This window comes from Phyllobacterium sp. 628 (assembly GCF_014189505.1).
In the GTDB taxonomy this organism is placed as follows: domain Bacteria; phylum Pseudomonadota; class Alphaproteobacteria; order Rhizobiales; family Rhizobiaceae; genus Phyllobacterium.
Window position 1 is genome coordinate 1,717,726 of sequence record NZ_CP050301.1, and the last position, 17,650, is coordinate 1,735,375.

At 54.8% G+C, this 17,650-nt stretch carries 19 protein-coding genes; 13 read left to right on the forward strand and 6 right to left on the reverse strand.

The genetic code is table 11. From position 1 onward, the window contains the following. Window positions 1-3 precede the first annotated feature (3 nt). Both tldD and HB779_RS10030 read right to left on the reverse strand, forming a co-directional pair. On the reverse strand, window positions 4-1,416 hold the full coding sequence (tldD, locus tag HB779_RS10025) for a metalloprotease TldD (RefSeq protein WP_188345556.1): 1,413 nt from the start codon (window positions 1,414-1,416) through the stop codon (window positions 4-6). A gap of 80 nt (window positions 1,417-1,496) precedes the next feature. Next, window positions 1,497-2,015, reverse strand: coding sequence for an invasion associated locus B family protein (locus HB779_RS10030; protein ID WP_244642513.1), 519 nt, complete (start codon window positions 2,013-2,015; stop codon window positions 1,497-1,499). Between the two features lie 384 nt (window positions 2,016-2,399). On the opposite strand from HB779_RS10030, the gene coxB reads away from it, so the two are divergent. The 12 genes from coxB (at window position 2,400) to rnhA (ending at window position 11,926) form a co-directional block, all read left to right on the forward strand. Further along, window positions 2,400-3,242, forward strand: a complete 843-nt coding sequence (gene coxB / locus HB779_RS10035) for a cytochrome c oxidase subunit II (protein ID WP_188345863.1) — start codon at window positions 2,400-2,402, stop codon at window positions 3,240-3,242. Between the two features lie 38 nt (window positions 3,243-3,280). Further along, entirely contained in the window at window positions 3,281-4,933 is a 1,653-nt protein-coding gene (gene ctaD / locus HB779_RS10040) for a cytochrome c oxidase subunit I (protein WP_188345558.1), read from the forward strand. 77 nt (window positions 4,934-5,010) lie between these two features. Next, complete coding sequence (gene cyoE, locus HB779_RS10045; RefSeq protein ID WP_188345559.1) at window positions 5,011-5,955, forward strand: heme o synthase; 945 nt, start codon at window positions 5,011-5,013, stop codon at window positions 5,953-5,955. A gap of 1 nt (window position 5,956) precedes the next feature. Further along, window positions 5,957-6,112 carry a hypothetical protein gene (locus HB779_RS10050; RefSeq protein WP_188345560.1) on the forward strand — a complete coding sequence of 52 codons (156 nt, stop codon included), beginning with the start codon at window positions 5,957-5,959 and terminating at the stop codon, window positions 6,110-6,112. Then, window positions 6,112-6,750, forward strand: coding sequence for a cytochrome c oxidase assembly protein (locus HB779_RS10055; RefSeq protein ID WP_244642514.1), 639 nt, complete (start codon window positions 6,112-6,114; stop codon window positions 6,748-6,750). Before HB779_RS10050 ends, HB779_RS10055 begins: the two co-directional genes overlap by 1 nt. A gap of 58 nt (window positions 6,751-6,808) precedes the next feature. After that, window positions 6,809-7,687 carry a cytochrome c oxidase subunit 3 gene (locus HB779_RS10060; protein WP_188345561.1) on the forward strand — a complete coding sequence of 293 codons (879 nt, stop codon included), beginning with the start codon at window positions 6,809-6,811 and terminating at the stop codon, window positions 7,685-7,687. 86 nt (window positions 7,688-7,773) lie between these two features. Beyond that, on the forward strand, window positions 7,774-8,280 hold the full coding sequence (locus HB779_RS10065; RefSeq protein WP_188345562.1) for a murein L,D-transpeptidase family protein: 507 nt from the start codon (window positions 7,774-7,776) through the stop codon (window positions 8,278-8,280). Next, window positions 8,277-8,669: a DUF983 domain-containing protein gene (locus HB779_RS10070; protein ID WP_188345563.1), complete on the forward strand. Its 393-nt coding sequence runs from the start codon at window positions 8,277-8,279 to the stop codon at window positions 8,667-8,669. Before HB779_RS10065 ends, HB779_RS10070 begins: the two co-directional genes overlap by 4 nt. Beyond that, on the forward strand, window positions 8,662-9,444 hold the full coding sequence (locus HB779_RS10075) for an SURF1 family protein (RefSeq protein WP_188345564.1): 783 nt from the start codon (window positions 8,662-8,664) through the stop codon (window positions 9,442-9,444). Before HB779_RS10070 ends, HB779_RS10075 begins: the two co-directional genes overlap by 8 nt. A 57-nt stretch (window positions 9,445-9,501) precedes the next feature. Further along, entirely contained in the window at window positions 9,502-10,503 is a 1,002-nt protein-coding gene (gene ispH / locus HB779_RS10080; RefSeq protein WP_371823903.1) for a 4-hydroxy-3-methylbut-2-enyl diphosphate reductase, read from the forward strand. Window positions 10,504-10,505: 2 nt separating this feature from the next. Continuing rightward, window positions 10,506-11,486 carry a homoserine kinase gene (locus HB779_RS10085; RefSeq protein WP_188345566.1) on the forward strand — a complete coding sequence of 327 codons (981 nt, stop codon included), beginning with the start codon at window positions 10,506-10,508 and terminating at the stop codon, window positions 11,484-11,486. Further along, on the forward strand, window positions 11,483-11,926 hold the full coding sequence (gene rnhA / locus HB779_RS10090) for a ribonuclease HI (RefSeq protein ID WP_188345567.1): 444 nt from the start codon (window positions 11,483-11,485) through the stop codon (window positions 11,924-11,926). The genes HB779_RS10085 and rnhA overlap by 4 nt, the downstream gene beginning before the upstream one ends. A 59-nt stretch (window positions 11,927-11,985) precedes the next feature. On the opposite strand, the gene HB779_RS10095 is transcribed toward rnhA, so the two are convergent. Next, window positions 11,986-12,471 (reverse strand): peroxiredoxin, encoded by a 486-nt coding sequence (locus HB779_RS10095; protein ID WP_188345568.1) that lies wholly within the window; start codon window positions 12,469-12,471, stop codon window positions 11,986-11,988. A gap of 79 nt (window positions 12,472-12,550) precedes the next feature. Continuing rightward, entirely contained in the window at window positions 12,551-13,348 is a 798-nt protein-coding gene (locus HB779_RS10100; RefSeq protein ID WP_188345569.1) for a protein-disulfide reductase DsbD domain-containing protein, read from the reverse strand. Between the two features lie 185 nt (window positions 13,349-13,533). On the opposite strand from HB779_RS10100, the gene HB779_RS10105 reads away from it, so the two are divergent. Continuing rightward, window positions 13,534-14,136, forward strand: a complete 603-nt coding sequence (locus HB779_RS10105) for a YqgE/AlgH family protein (protein ID WP_188345570.1) — start codon at window positions 13,534-13,536, stop codon at window positions 14,134-14,136. A 10-nt stretch (window positions 14,137-14,146) separates the two neighbouring features. On the opposite strand, the gene HB779_RS10110 is transcribed toward HB779_RS10105, so the two are convergent. Then, window positions 14,147-16,984 (reverse strand): EAL domain-containing protein, encoded by a 2,838-nt coding sequence (locus HB779_RS10110; protein WP_244642604.1) that lies wholly within the window; start codon window positions 16,982-16,984, stop codon window positions 14,147-14,149. A gap of 82 nt (window positions 16,985-17,066) precedes the next feature. Beyond that, window positions 17,067-17,648, reverse strand: a complete 582-nt coding sequence (locus HB779_RS10115; RefSeq protein ID WP_188345572.1) for a GNAT family N-acetyltransferase — start codon at window positions 17,646-17,648, stop codon at window positions 17,067-17,069. Between the last annotated feature and the right edge of the window lie 2 nt (window positions 17,649-17,650).

The window sequence follows — 17,650 nt, forward strand, 5'->3', positions numbered from 1 at the left end:
CGGTTAGACCGCCGTTCCACCCACAGTCATCTGGTCCATACGCAGATGTGGCTGGCCAACGCCGACAGGCACCCATTGCCCGCCCTTGCCGCAATTGCCCATCCCGGTATCAAGCTGCAGATCGTTGCCGATCATCGAGATGCGTTGCATGGCATCGGGACCATTGCCAATCAGCATTGCACCTTTGACCGGCGCGCCGATCTTGCCGTTCTCGATCATGTAGGCTTCGGTGCAACCAAAGACGAATTTGCCGGAGGTAATATCGACCTGACCGCCACCGAATGAAACGGCATAGATACCGTTTTTGACCGAAGCGATGATTTCTTCCGGTGTTTTGTCGCCATCGAGCATATAGGTGTTGGTCATGCGTGGCATCGGCGCATGGGCATAGGATTCGCGCCGTCCATTGCCGGTTGGCTGCATACCCATCAGACGGGCGTTCTGCCGGTCCTGCATGTAGCCAACGAGAATACCGTCCTCAATGAGGACCGTCTTGTTGGTCGGCATGCCCTCATCATCGACTGTCAGGGAGCCGCGACGTTCGGAAATCGTGCCGTCATCGACAACCGTCACACCTTTGGACGCAACTTTTTGGCCCAGCAGCCCGGCAAATGCTGATGTCTTCTTGCGGTTAAAGTCGCCTTCAAGACCGTGACCGACTGCCTCGTGCAGCATCACACCCGGCCAGCCATTGGACAGGACGATATCAAATGTTCCGGCCGGGGCAGGGATCGCTTCCAGATTGACCAGTGCCTGACGCAACGCCTCGTCGGCCGCGTGCTGCCACTTCTCTGTGGTAATGAATTCACCAAAGCCCTTACGTCCGCCAGCGCCGTACGAACCGCTTTCTTGCCTGTCGCCGTCGCCGACAACCACAGAAACATTGAGACGAACCATTGGCCGGATATCACGGACAAAATGACCGTCGGCGCGCAGGATTTCCACCTGCTGCCATGATCCGGCCAGCGAAACCGAAACCTGCCGCACCTTGGGATCTTTGGCCCGCAGATAAGCATCGATTTCCTGCAGCAAATGCACCTTGGCTTCAAAACTGGGTGAACCGATGGGGTTTTCATCGCCATAAAGGCTACGGTTCGTTCCGGGAGGCGCAGCGGTGTAAGCACCCGTGTATCCGGTGCGCACAGCTGACGCTGCGTCCGCAGCGCGCTTGAGCGCGCCAAGCGAAAGCTCGCCCGCATGGGCGTAACCGACTGCTTCACCGGCCACAGCCCGCAAACCAAAACCCTGGTCTTGATTGAAAGTACCATTCTTCAGGCGGCCATTGTCGAAGCTCAGGCCTTCCGATTCTCGATATTCGATGAAAAGCTCGCCATCATCGGCGCCATCAAGGCTTTGCTTGACGGTTTCGAGGATTTTTTCGCGTGGAGCGTCAAAACTGTCGATCAGGCTTTTCATGGTTGTTCATCCGTTCAGATATCTGTGAAGCGGATGTAGGGCCTCGCCCGGCCCGCGACAACTGATAATTTGTTGAAAGCTCAGGGAAGAGCGTCGAAACCTTCGCCAAAACCATTGAGTTCGACGGGAATGCCGATACCTTCTTCCGGTGTCTGGAAAACGATGAAGGTCGCGGCTTTGCCGGTTTTGAAGGTCTGGACCAGCTGATCTTCTAAAATGACTTCAGCGTAGCAGCCATCTTCAAAGCAGCGAACGAAATAGGCGCGGCCGATATCCTTGCCGTCCACGTTCAGCCCAAGGCCATTTGGCAAGAGGACACCGAGGGGTGCCAGCACGCGCAGGATTTTCGCTTTGTTGTCGGCGGTTTTGAGAACCACAACCGAAAGACCCATCTCGGGGCGGTCAGCCGCCACGACATTCTGAATCAGCGCACATTGCTCTGATTTTGCGCCCGCTGGTGTATCGCAAAGGATGGACCATGCGCCGTGGGTGGATTTGACGGTGCCGCTTTGCTGCGCTGCCATCGCACCGCCGGAAAAACCGGCAAACGAGAGAGAGAGCAGACCAAGGGCGATGCTACGTAGCGCGAAAGAGGACATGTAGGCTCCAAAACGAATCATCCAGACGTTAAACCGCCACAGCCCGGATGAAAAGAATGCCGCTGAAACACTCCCCAGCATACAGCGGTTCTACTATCTGTCCTGTAGCGCAAAAATGGCCGGATTGTGAGCCATCCGGTTCTGTATGCAGTAAAACCGCTGCGAATGCTAAAAAAGATGCATGTTTACAAGATGCTGTCATCCACAGACGGCAAGCTGCGCGCAAAAATGCCGCACGACATCACGTTCGCCTTCCTTGCGATGTGGGCTAATGTGTGATTTGAACGCGGCATATGACCGGGCCATCCTAACGCCCGGTATTAACGTATGGAATTGAAGCTTCATTCGGGAGATTTCTAGGTGAAGAAGAATATTGTCACGCTGATGGGTGTCCTGGGTGGCCTGTTGAGTGCCGGTACTGCATATGCTGCGCAGCCCGAGCCTTGGCAGATGACGTTCCAGCCTGCTGGTTCTGCCATCATGGAGCAGATCATCTGGTTCGAGCGCTACACATTGTGGTTCATTGTCCCGATTACACTGTTCGTGATGGCCCTTCTGGCCTGGGTGATGGTGCGTTATCGCGCCAGTCGCAACCCTGTTCCGTCAAAGACCAGCCACAACACGGCCGTAGAGGTTGTCTGGACTGTCGGTCCCGTGGTTATTCTTCTGTTCCTGGCAATTCCATCCTTTCAGCTTTTGACGGCGCAGTACTCGCCGGAAGAAGCCAAGATGACGATCAAGGCTACGGGGTACCAGTGGTACTGGGGATATGAGTACCAGGCTGATGCGCCTGTTTCGTTTGACTCCGTTATGCTCAAAGACACTGACCGTGCAGCTGCAGGCAAAGAAGACCGCAAGGCTTATCCACGGCTGCTGGCCGTCGACAACGAGATGGTTGTTCCTGTGAACACGACTGTTCGTCTGCTCGTTACCGGCGCCGACGTGATCCACTCCTTCTCGATGCCGGCATTCGGCGTGAAAATGGATGCCGTCACAGGTCGCAGCAACGAGACTTGGTTCAAGGCAGACAAGGAAGGCATGTATTACGGTCAGTGCTCGCAGATTTGCGGCAAGGATCACGCATTCATGCCGATCGCGATCCACGTTGTTTCGCAGAGCCAGTATGATGCTTGGTTCGCTTCAGCTGGAAAAGACCTGCCGGGTGCTTACAAGGCGCTCACTGCAGCAATCGAAACAAACAAGAATGTATCCGTAGCTGGCAACTAAGCCGGTAACGCGAATTATTGAGGAACGGGAGCACTTTGATGGCAGGTTCTGCAGCTCACGATGACCATGCCGCTCACAAGCCGACAGGCTGGACGCGCTGGGTTTATTCGACCAACCACAAGGATATCGGCACGCTCTATCTGATCTTCGCGATCATTGCCGGTATCATCGGTGGCAGCCTTTCGATCGCTATGCGTGCCGAGCTGCAACAGCCCGGCATCCAGATATTCAGTGGTCTTGCGTCGATGGTTTACGGCTTCCAGGGTGATGCCGCCATCGATGGTGGCAAGCAGATGTACAATGTGTTCTCGACAGCACATGGTCTGGTCATGATCTTCTTCATGGTCATGCCTGCGCTGATCGGTGGTTTTGCCAACTGGATGGTGCCGATCATGATCGGTGCGCCTGACATGGCTTTCCCGCGCATGAACAACATTTCGTTCTGGCTGCTCCCGCCTGCGCTCCTTCTACTGCTTTTGTCGATGTTCGTCCCCGGTCCTGCCGGTGGTTACGGTACGGGTGGTGGCTGGACGATCTATCCGCCCTATTCGACATCGGGTCAGCCCGGTCCTGCGATGGATTTTGCTATCCTGTCGCTGCACATTGCCGGTGCCTCTTCGATCCTGGGTGCGATCAACTTCATCACCACGATCTTCAACATGCGTGCACCCGGCATGACACTGCATAAGATGCCGTTGTTTGCCTGGTCGGTATTGATCACCGCATTCCTGCTGCTGTTGGCTCTGCCTGTTTTGGCAGGTGGCATTACCATGCTGCTGACCGACCGTAACTTCGGAACGACGTTCTTCGCTCCTGAAGGCGGCGGCGACCCGATCCTGTTCCAGCATCTGTTCTGGTTCTTCGGTCACCCTGAAGTGTACATCATGATCCTGCCGGCGTTCGGCATCGTCAGCCACATCGTTTCGACATTCTCGCGCAAGCCGATTTTCGGTTACCTCGGAATGGCTTACGCGATGGTCGCGATTGGTGTTGTCGGCTTCATCGTCTGGGCGCATCATATGTATACCGTGGGTCTGTCGCTCGACACGCAGCGCTATTTCGTCTTCGCAACGATGGTTATCGCTGTTCCAACAGGCGTGAAGATCTTCTCATGGATTGCCACGATGTGGGGCGGTTCGATCGAATTCAAACCGCCTATGGTTTGGGCAATTGGCTTCATCTTCCTGTTCACCGTTGGTGGTGTGACGGGCGTGCAGCTCGCCAATGCCGGTCTCGATCGCGCTATGCATGATACTTACTATGTGATTGCACACTTCCATTACGTGCTGTCGCTGGGTGCTGTGTTCGGTATTTTCGCGGGCTGGTACTACTGGTTCCCGAAGATGACCGGTTACATGTATAACCACACCATCGCCCACACACATTTCTGGGTTATGTTCATCGGCGTTAATCTGGTGTTTTTCCCGCAGCATTTCCTTGGCCTTGCTGGCATGCCGCGTCGCTACATCGACTATCCCGATGCATTTGCAGGCTGGAACGAAGTGTCGTCGATCGGTTCCTACATCTCCGGTGTTGCTGTCCTGATCTTCCTCTTCGGCGTCTTCGAAGCTTTTGCCAAGAAGCGTGAAGCCGGTGCCAATCCTTGGGGTCCAGGTGCGACCACTCTCGAATGGCAGTTGTCTTCACCTCCGCCCTTCCATCAGTGGGAACAGCTTCCACGTATCAAGTAAGACCATAAAACTCCGGACCGCTGCACTCAGCGGTCCGGGCTTCTTCAAAATGCTACGATAGAAACAAGACTGAGCGAATGTCCCTGATTGAGAAAAATGCAACTGTAGATACCGTCATTGAGCTGTCAGAAGCCAATGCATCGGACTATATTGCGTTGCTCAAGCCGCGTGTGATGTCGCTGGTGGTGTTTACCGGCTTTGTCGGCCTGATGGCCGCACCGGGCCATATCAATCCAATTCTCGGCGTTATCGCCATTCTTTGCATCGCTGTTGGCGCAGGCGCATCCGGCGCGCTGAATATGTGGTACGATTCCGATATCGATGCGGTCATGAAGCGCACTGCCAACAGGCCTATTCCTGCTGGCCGGATTAGCCGTGAAGAAGTGCTGACCTTCGGTCTGCTGCTGTCGGCTTTCTCCGTTGTCACGATGGGCCTTTTCGTCAATGAACTGGCGGCTTTCCTGCTGGCCTTCACGATTTTCTTTTATGCCGTCATTTATACAATGTGGCTGAAGCGCTCGACGCCGCAAAACATTGTCATTGGCGGTGCTGCAGGTGCATTTCCTCCGATGATCGGCTGGGCTGCGGTGACCAACTCGGTCAGCATCGAAAGCGTTGTCCTTTTCCTCATCATCTTCCTGTGGACGCCGCCGCATTTCTGGGCGCTGTCGCTGTTCATGTCCGATGATTATGAAAAGGCCAAGATCCCGATGATGCCCAATGTCTGGGGCGAGGCATCGACAAAATTCCAGATATTCCTCTATACGCTTCTGGTTGCTCCGGTTGCCGTCCTGCCTTGGGTCATGGGATTTGCCGGTAGTGTCTACGGCGTATTTTCGATTGCCGTCGGTGCCCTGTTCATTTTCTATGCATGGGTTGTTTGGCGTGCGCCGGTCGGCGCGCCGATGATCAAACCGGCCAAGAAGATGTTTGCCTTCTCGATCTTCTATCTTTTCAGCCTCTATGCCGTGCTTCTCGGCGAGATTCTTGTGCGCAAAGCACTTTTACTGGCAGGTGCCTGACATGAGCGATGATCGCGTTACACTGACACCGAAGCAGAAGCGGGCGCAGCGCAGCCGCTCGATTGCGCTGGCTTTGGCATTGGCCGCTTTTGTTATTCTTGTCTATGTCGGCACCTGGGCCAAACTCGGCGCAAGAATTCTCGACCGGCAAATGTGATGAGTGATCCGATGGAAAACCAGACACCAGATGCAGGGGAGCCGGTACCGGTGAAACGCCGTGTTTCCGATACGACGATTGCGATTTCGTGCCTGGCGTTTTTCTTTGGTATGGTCGGCATGGCTTTTGCCGCCGTCCCCCTCTACGCGATGTTCTGTCAGGTCACAGGATATGGCGGTACGACGCAGCGTGTTGAGCAGATGTCGGATACGATCCTCGACAAGAAGATCACCGTACGCTTTGACGCAAATACCTCGGATGGATTGCCATGGCAGTTCAAACCGGTGCAGCGTGACGTGACGATGAATATTGGTGAAACCAAGCTCATTCATTACGAAGCAAAGAACATTCTGGACAAGCCAACCGCTGGACGTGCTGCGTTCAACGTGACCCCGCAAGCTGCGGGTGCCTATTTCAACAAGGTTGAATGCTTCTGCTTCACCGATACGGTTTTGAAGCCGGGCGAAGACATGCAGATGCCGGTCGTTTTCTTTGTCGATCCGGATATCGTCAACTCGCCTGAACTCAAGGGCGTCAATACCATCACCCTGTCCTATACATTCTTTCCAATCGCGATGCCGGCACCAGTTGCTGCCAGTGCGGACGTGAAGAAAGACAAGGCATCAGGACAGCTCTAAACTTGCTCTGACGATCCGTCAGCGGCTAAACAGATGAACAGAACTTGCGGGGGTTAAAATGGCCGAAGCGCACCAAAAGAACCACGACTACCATATTATCGACCCAAGCCCTTGGCCGTTCCTTGGCTCGGTCGGTGCGTTTGTCATGGCCATCGGTGGTATTGCTTACATGCGTTATCACAATGGCGGTGAACTGCCGCTGTTCGGGCATAATCTGGCACAGCCGTGGCTGTTCCTGATCGGTCTTGCCATCGTGCTCTACACCATGTTCGGCTGGTGGTCGGATACGATCAAGGAGAGCAAGGAAGGTCACCATACCCGCGTGGTTTCTTTGCATCTGCGCTACGGCATGATCATGTTCATCGCATCGGAAGTCATGTTCTTCGTTGCATGGTTCTGGGCGTTCTTCGATGCCAGTCTTTACCCGGCAGAAGTAGAGCAGGTTGCCCGCACCGCCTTCACGGGTGGTATTTGGCCGCCCAAGGGCATTGAGGTTCTCGACCCGTTGCACCTGCCGCTCTACAATACGATCATCCTGCTACTATCCGGTACGACGGTAACCTGGGCGCACCATGCGCTGATCCACAAGGACCGTAAGGGCTTGATTACCGGTCTGACTTTGACTGTGATGCTCGGCATGCTCTTTTCCTTCGTACAGGGCTACGAGTACGTGCATGCACCGTTCGCGTTCAAAGACTCGATCTATGGCGCGACCTTCTTTATGGCCACGGGTTTTCACGGGTTCCACGTCATTATCGGCACGATCTTCCTGCTGGTTTGCCTGCTGCGCTCCATGCGCGGTGACTTCACCCCGCAGAAGCATTTCGGCTTCGAAGCTGCTGCCTGGTACTGGCATTTCGTGGACGTTGTCTGGCTGTTCCTGTTCTTCTCGATCTACGTTTGGGCCTCATGGGGCGCACCGATGGCAGTCGAATAGGTCAACAACAGTTGAATTTTTGGGGGCGGTCATGGAAACATGGCCACCCTCATGCTTTAGGCACAATCCTGCGCGATGCATTTGGCATGATCACACGTAACGCCATTCGTTCAGCTTGCCTCGTTATCCTTTCGCCATTCGTCGCAACGCTGGCGCAGGCGGCCGATGGCAAGATCGATCTGGTAAGGGTGGAGAAGGCTGAACGCCGGATGCAACTGCTTTCCGGTGATGCAGTGGTCAGGGAATATACAATTGCACTCGGTGCCCGCCCGGAAGGACACAAACGCTGGGAGGGTGACGAACGGACGCCCGAAGGCCGTTACACCCTTGATTGGCGTAACCCCAAGAGCATGGCTTACAAGTCCATCCACATTTCCTATCCCAATACGCGCGATGTGGCCTCGGCCAAGTCAATGGGCGTGCCGCCCGGCGGCATGATCATGATCCATGGTGCGGCCAATGGCTATGGCTGGTGGGGCTGGCTGCTTCAACTTATCGACTGGACAGACGGGTGCATTGCCGTCACTAATCGCGAAATGGATGAAATCTGGACTTTGGTCCAGGACGGAACACCGATCGAGATCAACCCATGAATGAAGACAAGGCCCTCTACCCGCCAGTCGACCCTTTCGCGGCGGGCGTCAAGGCGCGCTGTCCCCGTTGCGGGCAGGGGAAACTGTTTGACGGTTTTCTGACACCGGCCAAACAATGCTCCAGCTGTGGTCTCGATTATTCCTTTATCGATTCGGGCGATGGTCCTGCGGTTCTGGTTATGCTGCTGATCGGGTTTATCGTTGTTGGCCTCGCCCTGTGGATGGAAGTCACTTTTGACCCTCCGCTCTGGATACATTTTATTTTATGGATTCCCTTGGCGCTGGTCTTATGCCTAATTGCATTGCGCTGGATGAAGGGTGTTCTGATCGCGCTCCAGTACAGGAATAAGGCTGCGGAAGGTCGCCTTGATACGCCTGCTCATGAGTGACACAGCCATGCCAGCGAAGAGTCACCGTTTTCCGTGGATCACCCTGATCCTCAGTACAATCCTTTTTGTCATTCTTGTTGCACTCGGTACGTGGCAGGTTGAACGTCTGCAGTGGAAAGAAGCACTGCTGGCGACGATTAATGAGCGTACCCATTCGGATCCCTTGCCGTTGCCGCAAGTGGAGAAAATATGGGCAGGTGAGCGTGATGTTGAATACCGCCCCGTCACCGTTACGGGAACGTTGCTCAATGATTGCGAGCGGCATTTCTTTGCGACCTACGAGGGTTATTCCGGGTATTTCATCTATACGCCTTTGCAGCTAGACGATGGGCGGGCCGTTTTCATCAATCGCGGTTTTGTACCCTATGATCAAAAGGATCCGGCAAAGCGTCCGCAAGGCGAGGTTGCTGGCCAGGTAACGATCACTGGTCTTGCACGCAACCCGCTTCCGGGAAAACCATCGTCGATCCTTCCTGATAATGATCTCGCCAAGAATATCTATTTCTGGAAAGATTTGCCGGTGATGGCAGCGCAGGCCGGGATCACTGCTGACAAGCTGGTGCCGTTCTTCATTGATGCGGACAAAACCCCCAATCCCGGTGGCTTTCCTATTGGCGGGGTGACGATCATCGATCTGCCGAACAGCCATCTGCAATATGCGGTGACCTGGTACGGCTTGGCCGTGACATTGGTGGCCATTGTTGTGATTGTTCTGACCCGGCGAAAGCGGGACAACAAGCCACAAACTGATCCTTCGGACTTGACTTCCGGCTGATTGCCGCCCAATTCCATGGGCATGCCCAATACTTCGACTTCCGCGAGACCTTTGACCATGGCTGACAAGAAACCACTGACAATCCGCCTCTGCGGACCGCGCGGGTTTTGCGCCGGGGTGGATCGCGCTATTCAGATCGTGGTTCTGGCGCTGAAGAAGTATGGCGCACCGGTCTATGTCCGCCATGAAATTGTTCACAATCGCTATGTGGTTCAGGGGCTGCAGGCGCGGGGTGCCGTTTTCGTCGAAGAACTCGACGAAATTCCGGCAGAGCATCGCAGCCAGCCCGTGGTCTTCTCTGCGCACGGGGTACCGAAATCGGTGCCTGAAGATGCGGAACACAAGAAACTCTTCTATCTCGACGCGACCTGTCCGCTTGTCTCCAAGGTGCACAAGCAGGCCATGCGCCATCAGCGGCTAGGACGGCACGTCATTCTGGTCGGCCATTCCGGCCATCCTGAAGTCATCGGGACGATGGGGCAATTGCCGGAGGGTGCTGTTACCTTGATCGAGACCATTGAAGACGCCGAGCGCTATCAGCCGGAAGATGCAAAAAATCTGGGTTTTGTCACACAGACAACGCTGTCCGTTGACGACACGGCGGGCATTATTGCGGTGCTGCAGCAGCGGTTTCCTGATCTGACAGCGCCAGCCGCGGAATCCATCTGCTATGCCACGACCAATCGTCAGGATGCGGTGAAAGCTGCGGCGCCGGGTTGCGATCTTTTTCTTGTGGTCGGTGCACCCAATTCGTCCAATTCGAAGCGGCTGGTTGAGGTTGCTGAGCGTTCCGGCGCCGTGCAATCGCTTCTGGTCCAGCGCGCTGCGGATATCGACTGGAGTGAAATCGGTGATATTTCCACCGTTGGCCTTTCCGCCGGTGCCTCGGCGCCGGAAATTATCGTTGATGAAATCATCCAGTCCTTTTCGGAGCGCTATTCCGTGTCGATCGAACTTGCCGAGACAACCATTGAGACCGAGAATTTTCACGTCATGCGTGATCTGCGTGATGTGGAACTCACCACGGGCGACATGGCTTTTGTCAACGGAAGCCACTGATTATGGCCGTTTATACAGATATCAACGAAACCGATCTCGCGCATTTTCTCAAAGACTACAACATTGGTGAATTACGCTCCTACAAGGGCATCGCCGAGGGCGTCGAGAATTCCAATTATCTGCTGCATACGAGTGCCGGTTCATTCATCCTGACGCTTTATGAGAAGCGGGTGAACAGCAACGATCTGCCATTCTTTCTTGGTTTGATGCAGCATTTGGCCGGCAAGGGCATCAGTTGTCCGCTTCCCGTCGTTCAGAAGAGTGGTTCAAGCATCGGTGAACTCGCCGGACGTCCTGCCGCAATCGTCACGTTCCTTGAAGGTATGTGGATGCGCAGGCCAACTGTTCAGCATTGCCACGCCCTTGGCGAGGCGCTGGCGCGCATGCACGTGGCGGGGGAGGATTTCCCGATGCGCCGCAAGAATTCGCTTTCTGTCGATGGCTGGCGGCCGCTATGGAACAATTCAAAAGACAATGCTGACCGGGTTGAACCCGGACTGGCGAAAGAAACCGAAGCCGATCTTGCTTTCTTTGAAACGAACTGGCCAACGCATCTGCCGACAGGTGTTATCCATGCAGATCTTTTCCCGGATAACGTCTTTTTCCTCGGTAATGGCCTTTCCGGGCTGATCGATTTCTATTTCGCCTGTACCGATCTGCTCGTTTATGACGTAGCGGTGTGTCTCAATGCCTGGTGCTTTGAAAAGGACCATTCGTTCAATCTGACGAAGGGAACTGCGCTGTTGCATGGCTATAATTCCGTGCGTCCATTGTCTGCGGAGGAAGCGGCAAGCCTGCCAATCCTCGCGCGGGGCTCCGCACTTCGGTTTATGCTGACCCGGCTATACGACTGGCTGAATGTTCCAGAAGGCAGCTTTGTCGTGAAGAAGGATCCGATGGAATATGTCCGGCGCATGCGCTTCCATCGACAGATCAAATCTGCGGAGGAGTATGGTCTCATTCCGGCGGGCGCAGCATCGTGAAGTCAATTCAGGTTTTTACCGACGGTGCATGTTCCGGCAATCCCGGCCCCGGCGGGTGGGGCGCTGTTTTACGCTGGAACGACAACGAGAAAGAACTTTCAGGCGGTGAAGCCGACACGACCAACAACCGCATGGAGTTGATGGCGGCGATTGCAGCGCTCAATGCATTGAAAGAGCCGTGTTCGGTCGATCTTTACACGGACTCTGTCTATGTGCGTGATGGCATTTCCGGCTGGATTGAAGGCTGGAAGCGCAATGGCTGGAAAACCGCCGCCAAGAAGCCGGTGAAGAACGCCGAGTTGTGGCAGGCCCTTGATGAAGCCCGTAAGCGCCACAAGGTTGTATGGCATTGGGTCAAAGGCCATGCGGGTCATCCGGAAAATGAACGGGCCGATGAATTGGCCCGTGCGGGCATGGCGCCATTCAAGCGCAAACCTTGAGCCGAAATTGAAAAAGGCCGGTAAAACCGGCCTTTCCAGATAGCGTATCTTGAAACTTCTTAGAGTTGACCAAGCAGAGTGGCGGCGCTCGAGGTCACTGCCTGACCGGGCGAATCCTCAATATTGAGTTCCTTGACCACGCCGTCTTCAACCAGCATGGAATAGCGCTTGGAGCGCACACCCATCGTGCCTGCTGCAAGATCGATATCAAGGCCGACTGCCTTGGTGAAGGTCGCATTGCCGTCGGACAGATACTCGATCTTGCCTTCACCATTGGTGGCTTTGGCCCATGCGCCCATCACGTGCGGATCATTCACGGCAACAACGGCAATCGTATCGACGCCCTTTGCCAAAATCGCATCGCGGTTTTCCAGATAGCCCGGCAGGTGGTTCATGCTGCAGGTTGGGGTAAAAGCGCCGGGAACAGCAAAGAGGACGACCTTCTTGCCCTTGAACAGAGCGTCGGAACGTACTTCGCTGACACCGTCATCGGATTTCGTCTTGAACGTGGCGTCTGGCAAACGCTCGCCTACCTTGATTGTCATGAATTGGCTCCTGATGAAATGAGGAATTGAGACCTATGGCAAATAGGGCGTGATGCGGGAAAAGTCGAGAGCGGTCCCGCTATTCCTGCGCATCGAGCTTGCCTGAAACGGCCTTTTCGCCCTGTACCAGTGTATAATTCAACGTTACCGATTTTTTGTCTTTACCCGTCAGAACCGGAATGGAGAACACGGCGCTGTTTGCTTCACGGGTCTTCATTTTTGCCATGCCGAATGTCACGCCGCTTTCGCCGGCGACAAACAGATCAGCTTGCGGCTCATTTTCTGGAAGTTGAACCGTGACTTTGACGTGATCATCCTTGCGCACCGCACTTTTGATGCCAAACGCAGCAGATGCCTTTTCCGGAAGGGCAGAAAATGCATCGGAGACCAGTGTCTTGGTCAACGCATCGGATGGGTTGTTGTCGATTGGAATATTGAACTCAGCCGTCACCGGAATGCAGATCGCTTCACAAATGCCCAGAAAGGCATGGCCTTTCAATTGAGCGGGCTTTGAAGGGTCAGTAAGCGTAAGAATAACGGGTAAAGCAACAGATTTCTTGTAGCCGGCCCATTTGGATCCGCCGTCTTCAAACCGGTGCGGTGCCGGAAAACCCAGGGAATAGCTCTTGATATTGCCGTATTGCGTCAAAGCGAGCTCCGGCGGCACGCCCGCATCACCGGGTTCACGCCAATAGGTCTTCCAGCCTGGATCAAGATTGATCTGGACTGCACCGCGCACTTCCGTAGCACCTTTTTCCGGGTTATCGACAATCAGCCGAACACTGCCGCCGGGTGTTTTCGTCCACTCGGAATTTCCCGCTAGGGACGGTGAAACAAACGCAAGGGCAGAGACAGTGACTGCAAAAATGACGGACACGGTTTTTTTCATCGGCGGACAATTGCAGGCCTTTTGGGCCTTATCAAGGATGTACAGGAAATTGCTCATCATTTCTGTGTGAGAGCGATGTTATTGAATAATACCAAAGTCGCAAATTTGGCTCCAATTTGTAATTCCTTACGCAAAGGCGTTGTCATTTGCGTAATCCTTGATACCTTTATTCGATGGAGATTTTCAGAACGGCGAACAAAGAGACCGGATTTCTGAATGGTCAGTTCCTTCTCGCGATGCCGGGAATGGAAGACAGCCGCTTCGCACGCTCCGTCGTTTACATCTGCGCGCACTCGGAAAAAGGTGCGATGGGGCTGATGATCAACCGTTCGCAAGAGATGGAATTCTCAGACATTCTCGTGCAGCTTGGCGTTCTTGATGAACATCAGGCCATCATGCTGCCGGACTGCACCCGTGACTTCATTGTGCGCAATGGCGGGCCTGTAGAAATGCGGCGGGGCTTTGTTCTGCATTCTGACGATTATCTGACTGACTCGACCATGCCAGTATCGGAAGAAATTTGCCTCACCGGAACGGTTGATATTCTGCGGGCCATTTCCGGCGGGCGCGGACCGCGCCGTGCGTTGATGACGCTTGGTTATTCCGGCTGGGCGTCGGGACAACTGGAAAACGAGATTGCCAACAATGGCTGGCTGACGTGTCAGGCGCCGCAGGATTTGCTCTTCGATACGGACCTCGAAAGCAAATATGACCGGCTTCTTGCCCATATGGGCGTTGATCCGTCGCGGCTGGCCACAGTGGCCGGGCACGCCTGACTATTTCATTCTATGAAGCTTTTGACTGCTGGAACTGCTCGCGCAGCAGCTTCGTTGCGACGTCGAGTGTCAATGGCGGGCTGAACATGAAACTCTGGGCATATTCACATCCCATCTGACGCAATTGCAGTGCATCGCTCTCGTTTTCAATGCCTTCGGTGACAACCGACAAGCCGAGATCATGGGCCATGCTGATCATGGAGCGCAGCAACGTTACCTTTTGTGGTTGTTCGGCTTTGAGGAACGACCGGTCAATCTTGATCATGTCGAAGGGGAAGGAGGTCAGATAGGACAGGGATGAGTAACCGGTGCCGAAATCATCCAGCGAAACACCCACGCCCATGGCCTTGATGCCTGAAAGCACATGCGCGGAGCGCTCCGGATTTTCCATCATAAGAGACTCGGTGAGCTCAAGCTTCAGGCTGGCAGGATCAATCTGTGTCTGCGTCAGGACAGAGCGCACGTCATCAATCAGATCCTGACGGATCAGCTGGCTGCTGGAAATATTCACCGAAACAAACAGCGGCGACGCGCCAAGAGTGCGCTGCCAGTTCACGAGATCTTGCGCAGCATGCTGCATGACAAACAGGCCGAGCTGCACGATCAGGCCGGAACTTTCGGCAATGGGAATGAATTCTGATGGCGGAATGGAACCGCGTCGCGGATGATCCCAGCGCATGAGCGCTTCGAAACCGGCGATCGTATTGTCTTCCAGCCGGACGATTGGCTGGTAGGCGATATGGATTTCGCGACGCTCCAGAGCACGGCGAAGATCAGACTCCAGTTGCAGCTTGTCACTGCCAACGGCACGAAATGCAGGTCGGAACGGCTCGATGCGGTCTCCGCCAAAGCGTTTCGCCTGGAACATGGCCAGCTCGGCGTCTTTCACCAAATCTTCTGGCGAGGCCGAACTGCCGCTCGTCCAGGTAATCAAACCGAGTGACGCGGTCAGTACGATTTCGCGCTTGGCAAAGGCGATAGGCGCCCGGATCGCCTGTTTCACAGCTTCGGCGAATGCTGCAATCCTTGCAGGCTCGACCTCGGACACCAGAATAAGTCCAAATTGATCTGCGGAAAGGCGGCTGAGCGTATCCTGCGGGCGCAGCAAGCGATGCAGACGCCGTGAGACGGTCAACAGGAACGTATCACCGGCTGACATACCGAGCCCGTCATTGACCTGTTTGAACCGGTCGATATCGATGATGAACACAGTCGGGCGAATCTTGCTTTCGGTCTGCGCCATGGTGATGACGGAACCGAGACGGTCGAGAAACAGTTCGCGATTGGGCAAACCGGTCAGATTGTCGTGCACCGCATCATGCAGCAGGCGTTCTTCAGCCTTCTTCTGCTCGGTCACGTCGATAAGCGTGCCCACACAGCGGACGATTTCTCCATCAGAACCGATGACAGGACGGGCTTTCAGCGTGTACCAGTAGTAATGACCGTCATTGGCGCGCAGACGGAATGTTTGGGAAATCCGTCCACGGCGGTTCTCAAGAATGACATCGAGCGTGGTGCGGAAACGATCACGGTCGTCCGCATGCAGAGTGGGCAGCCAGTTCCGCACGGCGCCATGCAGCGAACTTGCGGATGCTCCAAGGAAATTTGTCAGATCGGGTGTCGTGACAACACGGTCGCGTGGCACATCCCAATCCCAGACAATGTCGCCGGAACCGATGATCGCCAGCGCCTGCCGCTCCACATCGGAAAACAAACCCTGTTGCAGGGCGCCGCCAGAGAAGGCGTGCTGCATGACAGTAAAACCGATGAGAAGGACGATAAGCACGAGGCCGCCGCCGAGCGCAGGCTGGACAATATCGTTGGAAAGAATACCCGAAACCGTCAACCAGCTGCCGGTCAACCAGACCAACAAGAGAAGCCATGTCGGTATCAGCATGATTGCCCGATCGTAACTTCGGAACGAGAAGAAGCCGATCAGGACAATGCCGGAGATAATCGTCAATCCAAACGAGAAACGTGCAATACCCGCAGCAATCGGCGGATCAAAAATCGCCACGCCGGAAAGAATACCGAGGCCGAGAATCCATGTCAGCGCGCCGTAGCTGAAATTATCGTGCCATCGGTTCAGATTGAGATAGGTGAAAAGGAAGATCACTAACGTTGCGGCAAGCGCCACTTCGGTGCCTGCCCGCCACATTTGCTCGTTGCCGGGTGTTATCTCTATCAGTTTGTTCCAGAAGCCAAAATCCACACAGATATAGGCAAGAACGGCCCAAGCGAGGGCAGCGGTAGCCGGGAACAGTGAAGTCCCTTTGACAACGAAAAGGATTGTCAGGAACAGCGCCAACAGGCCGGCAATGCCCAGCAGGATTCCGCGGTAAAGCGTGTAGGAATTGACCGTATCTTTATAGGCATTGGGCTCCCACACATAGACCTGCGGCAGGTTCGGTGAAGCCAGTTCAGCAACGAATGTTATGACTGATCCGGGGTTGAGCGTGACGAGGAAAATATCGGCATCTTCGCTGGCTTGCCGGTCGAGCGCGAAGCCTTCACTCGGTGTAATGGAGGTAATACGCGTTGAACCCAGATCAGGCCAGACAAACCCGGACCCGACGAGGCGGAAATGCGGCGCGACGATCAGGCGGTCAATCTGCTCATCGGTTGGATTTGCCAGTGAAAATGCAGCCCAGTCACCAGTGGAGCGGCTGTCATTGGCCTGCACTTCAATGCGGCGGACAATGCCATCGGTGCCGGGAGCCGTGGAGATCTGAAAGGTTTCACCCTGATTCCGGTAAATCTCGACGGCTTTGGACAGATCGAGTGCGGTGCTTTCCTTGGTGATCTTGATGGTTTCAAAGGCGTTTGCTGCTGACAGCATGGATATCATCAAAAAGATGAGGACAAAAATCCTCGATAAGCCTTTCAGCAGATGCCCGATCAATGATGCCACGGATACAACCTTTATTTATTTAGCGTCGTACATCGTCTTCTATCATCGAGAAGAGCAGATGGTCTTGCCACATACCGTTTATTTTAAGGTAGGAGCGTAGCAGTCCTTCCCTCTGAAATCCGGCTTTTTCGAGAAGGCGGATCGATCTTTCATTGGATGGAATACAGGCGGCTTCCAGCCGGTGCAACCGTACTTTGGTAAATGCATGGGTTATCAGCAGGCCAAGTGCCTCCCGCATAAAGCCTTGCCCGGCATAGGGCGCCCCGGTCCAGTACCCGATCATACCGTTCTGGCCGACACCGCGCCGGATATTTCCAAGTGTGATTCCACCGAGCAGGCGGGAATCGGAGTTGTGGAAAAGAAAAAAGGGATGGGCTGTCCCCGCCGCCGCTTCCTCGTCGTAGTGACGGATCCGATGGCGGAAGGAACTTCTTTCCAGATCATCATCGGCCCAGAGAGGCTCCCAGGGCGTCAGAAAATCCCTGCTTTGCGCACGCAGATTTGCCCAGGCCCGATAATCGTATATTTGCGGTGCGCGCAAATAAAGCCGCTCGCCCTGCAGCGATGGTGAAGCACTTTTCAGAAAGGGCAGGGCGATCATGG

Coding starts and splice junctions, on each gene's coding strand:
- HB779_RS10050 (WP_188345560.1), top strand. CDS start 5,957: ATGAGCGATGATCGCGTTACACTGACACCGAAGCAGAAGCGGGCGCAG.
- coxB (WP_188345863.1), top strand. CDS start 2,400: ATGGGTGTCCTGGGTGGCCTGTTGAGTGCCGGTACTGCATATGCTGCG.
- HB779_RS10065 (WP_188345562.1), top strand. CDS start 7,774: ATGATCACACGTAACGCCATTCGTTCAGCTTGCCTCGTTATCCTTTCG.
- HB779_RS10075 (WP_188345564.1), top strand. CDS start 8,662: ATGAGTGACACAGCCATGCCAGCGAAGAGTCACCGTTTTCCGTGGATC.
- tldD (WP_188345556.1), bottom strand. CDS start 1,416: ATGAAAAGCCTGATCGACAGTTTTGACGCTCCACGCGAAAAAATCCTC.
- HB779_RS10095 (WP_188345568.1), bottom strand. CDS start 12,471: ATGACAATCAAGGTAGGCGAGCGTTTGCCAGACGCCACGTTCAAGACG.
- cyoE (WP_188345559.1), top strand. CDS start 5,011: ATGTCCCTGATTGAGAAAAATGCAACTGTAGATACCGTCATTGAGCTG.
- ctaD (WP_188345558.1), top strand. CDS start 3,281: ATGGCAGGTTCTGCAGCTCACGATGACCATGCCGCTCACAAGCCGACA.
- HB779_RS10055 (WP_244642514.1), top strand. CDS start 6,112: ATGAGTGATCCGATGGAAAACCAGACACCAGATGCAGGGGAGCCGGTA.
- HB779_RS10110 (WP_244642604.1), bottom strand. CDS start 16,984: ATGATATCCATGCTGTCAGCAGCAAACGCCTTTGAAACCATCAAGATC.
- ispH (WP_371823903.1), top strand. CDS start 9,502: ATGGCTGACAAGAAACCACTGACAATCCGCCTCTGCGGACCGCGCGGG.
- HB779_RS10060 (WP_188345561.1), top strand. CDS start 6,809: ATGGCCGAAGCGCACCAAAAGAACCACGACTACCATATTATCGACCCA.
- HB779_RS10085 (WP_188345566.1), top strand. CDS start 10,506: ATGGCCGTTTATACAGATATCAACGAAACCGATCTCGCGCATTTTCTC.
- HB779_RS10070 (WP_188345563.1), top strand. CDS start 8,277: ATGAATGAAGACAAGGCCCTCTACCCGCCAGTCGACCCTTTCGCGGCG.
- HB779_RS10105 (WP_188345570.1), top strand. CDS start 13,534: ATGGAGATTTTCAGAACGGCGAACAAAGAGACCGGATTTCTGAATGGT.
- HB779_RS10115 (WP_188345572.1), bottom strand. CDS start 17,648: ATGATCGCCCTGCCCTTTCTGAAAAGTGCTTCACCATCGCTGCAGGGC.
- HB779_RS10030 (WP_244642513.1), bottom strand. CDS start 2,015: ATGTCCTCTTTCGCGCTACGTAGCATCGCCCTTGGTCTGCTCTCTCTC.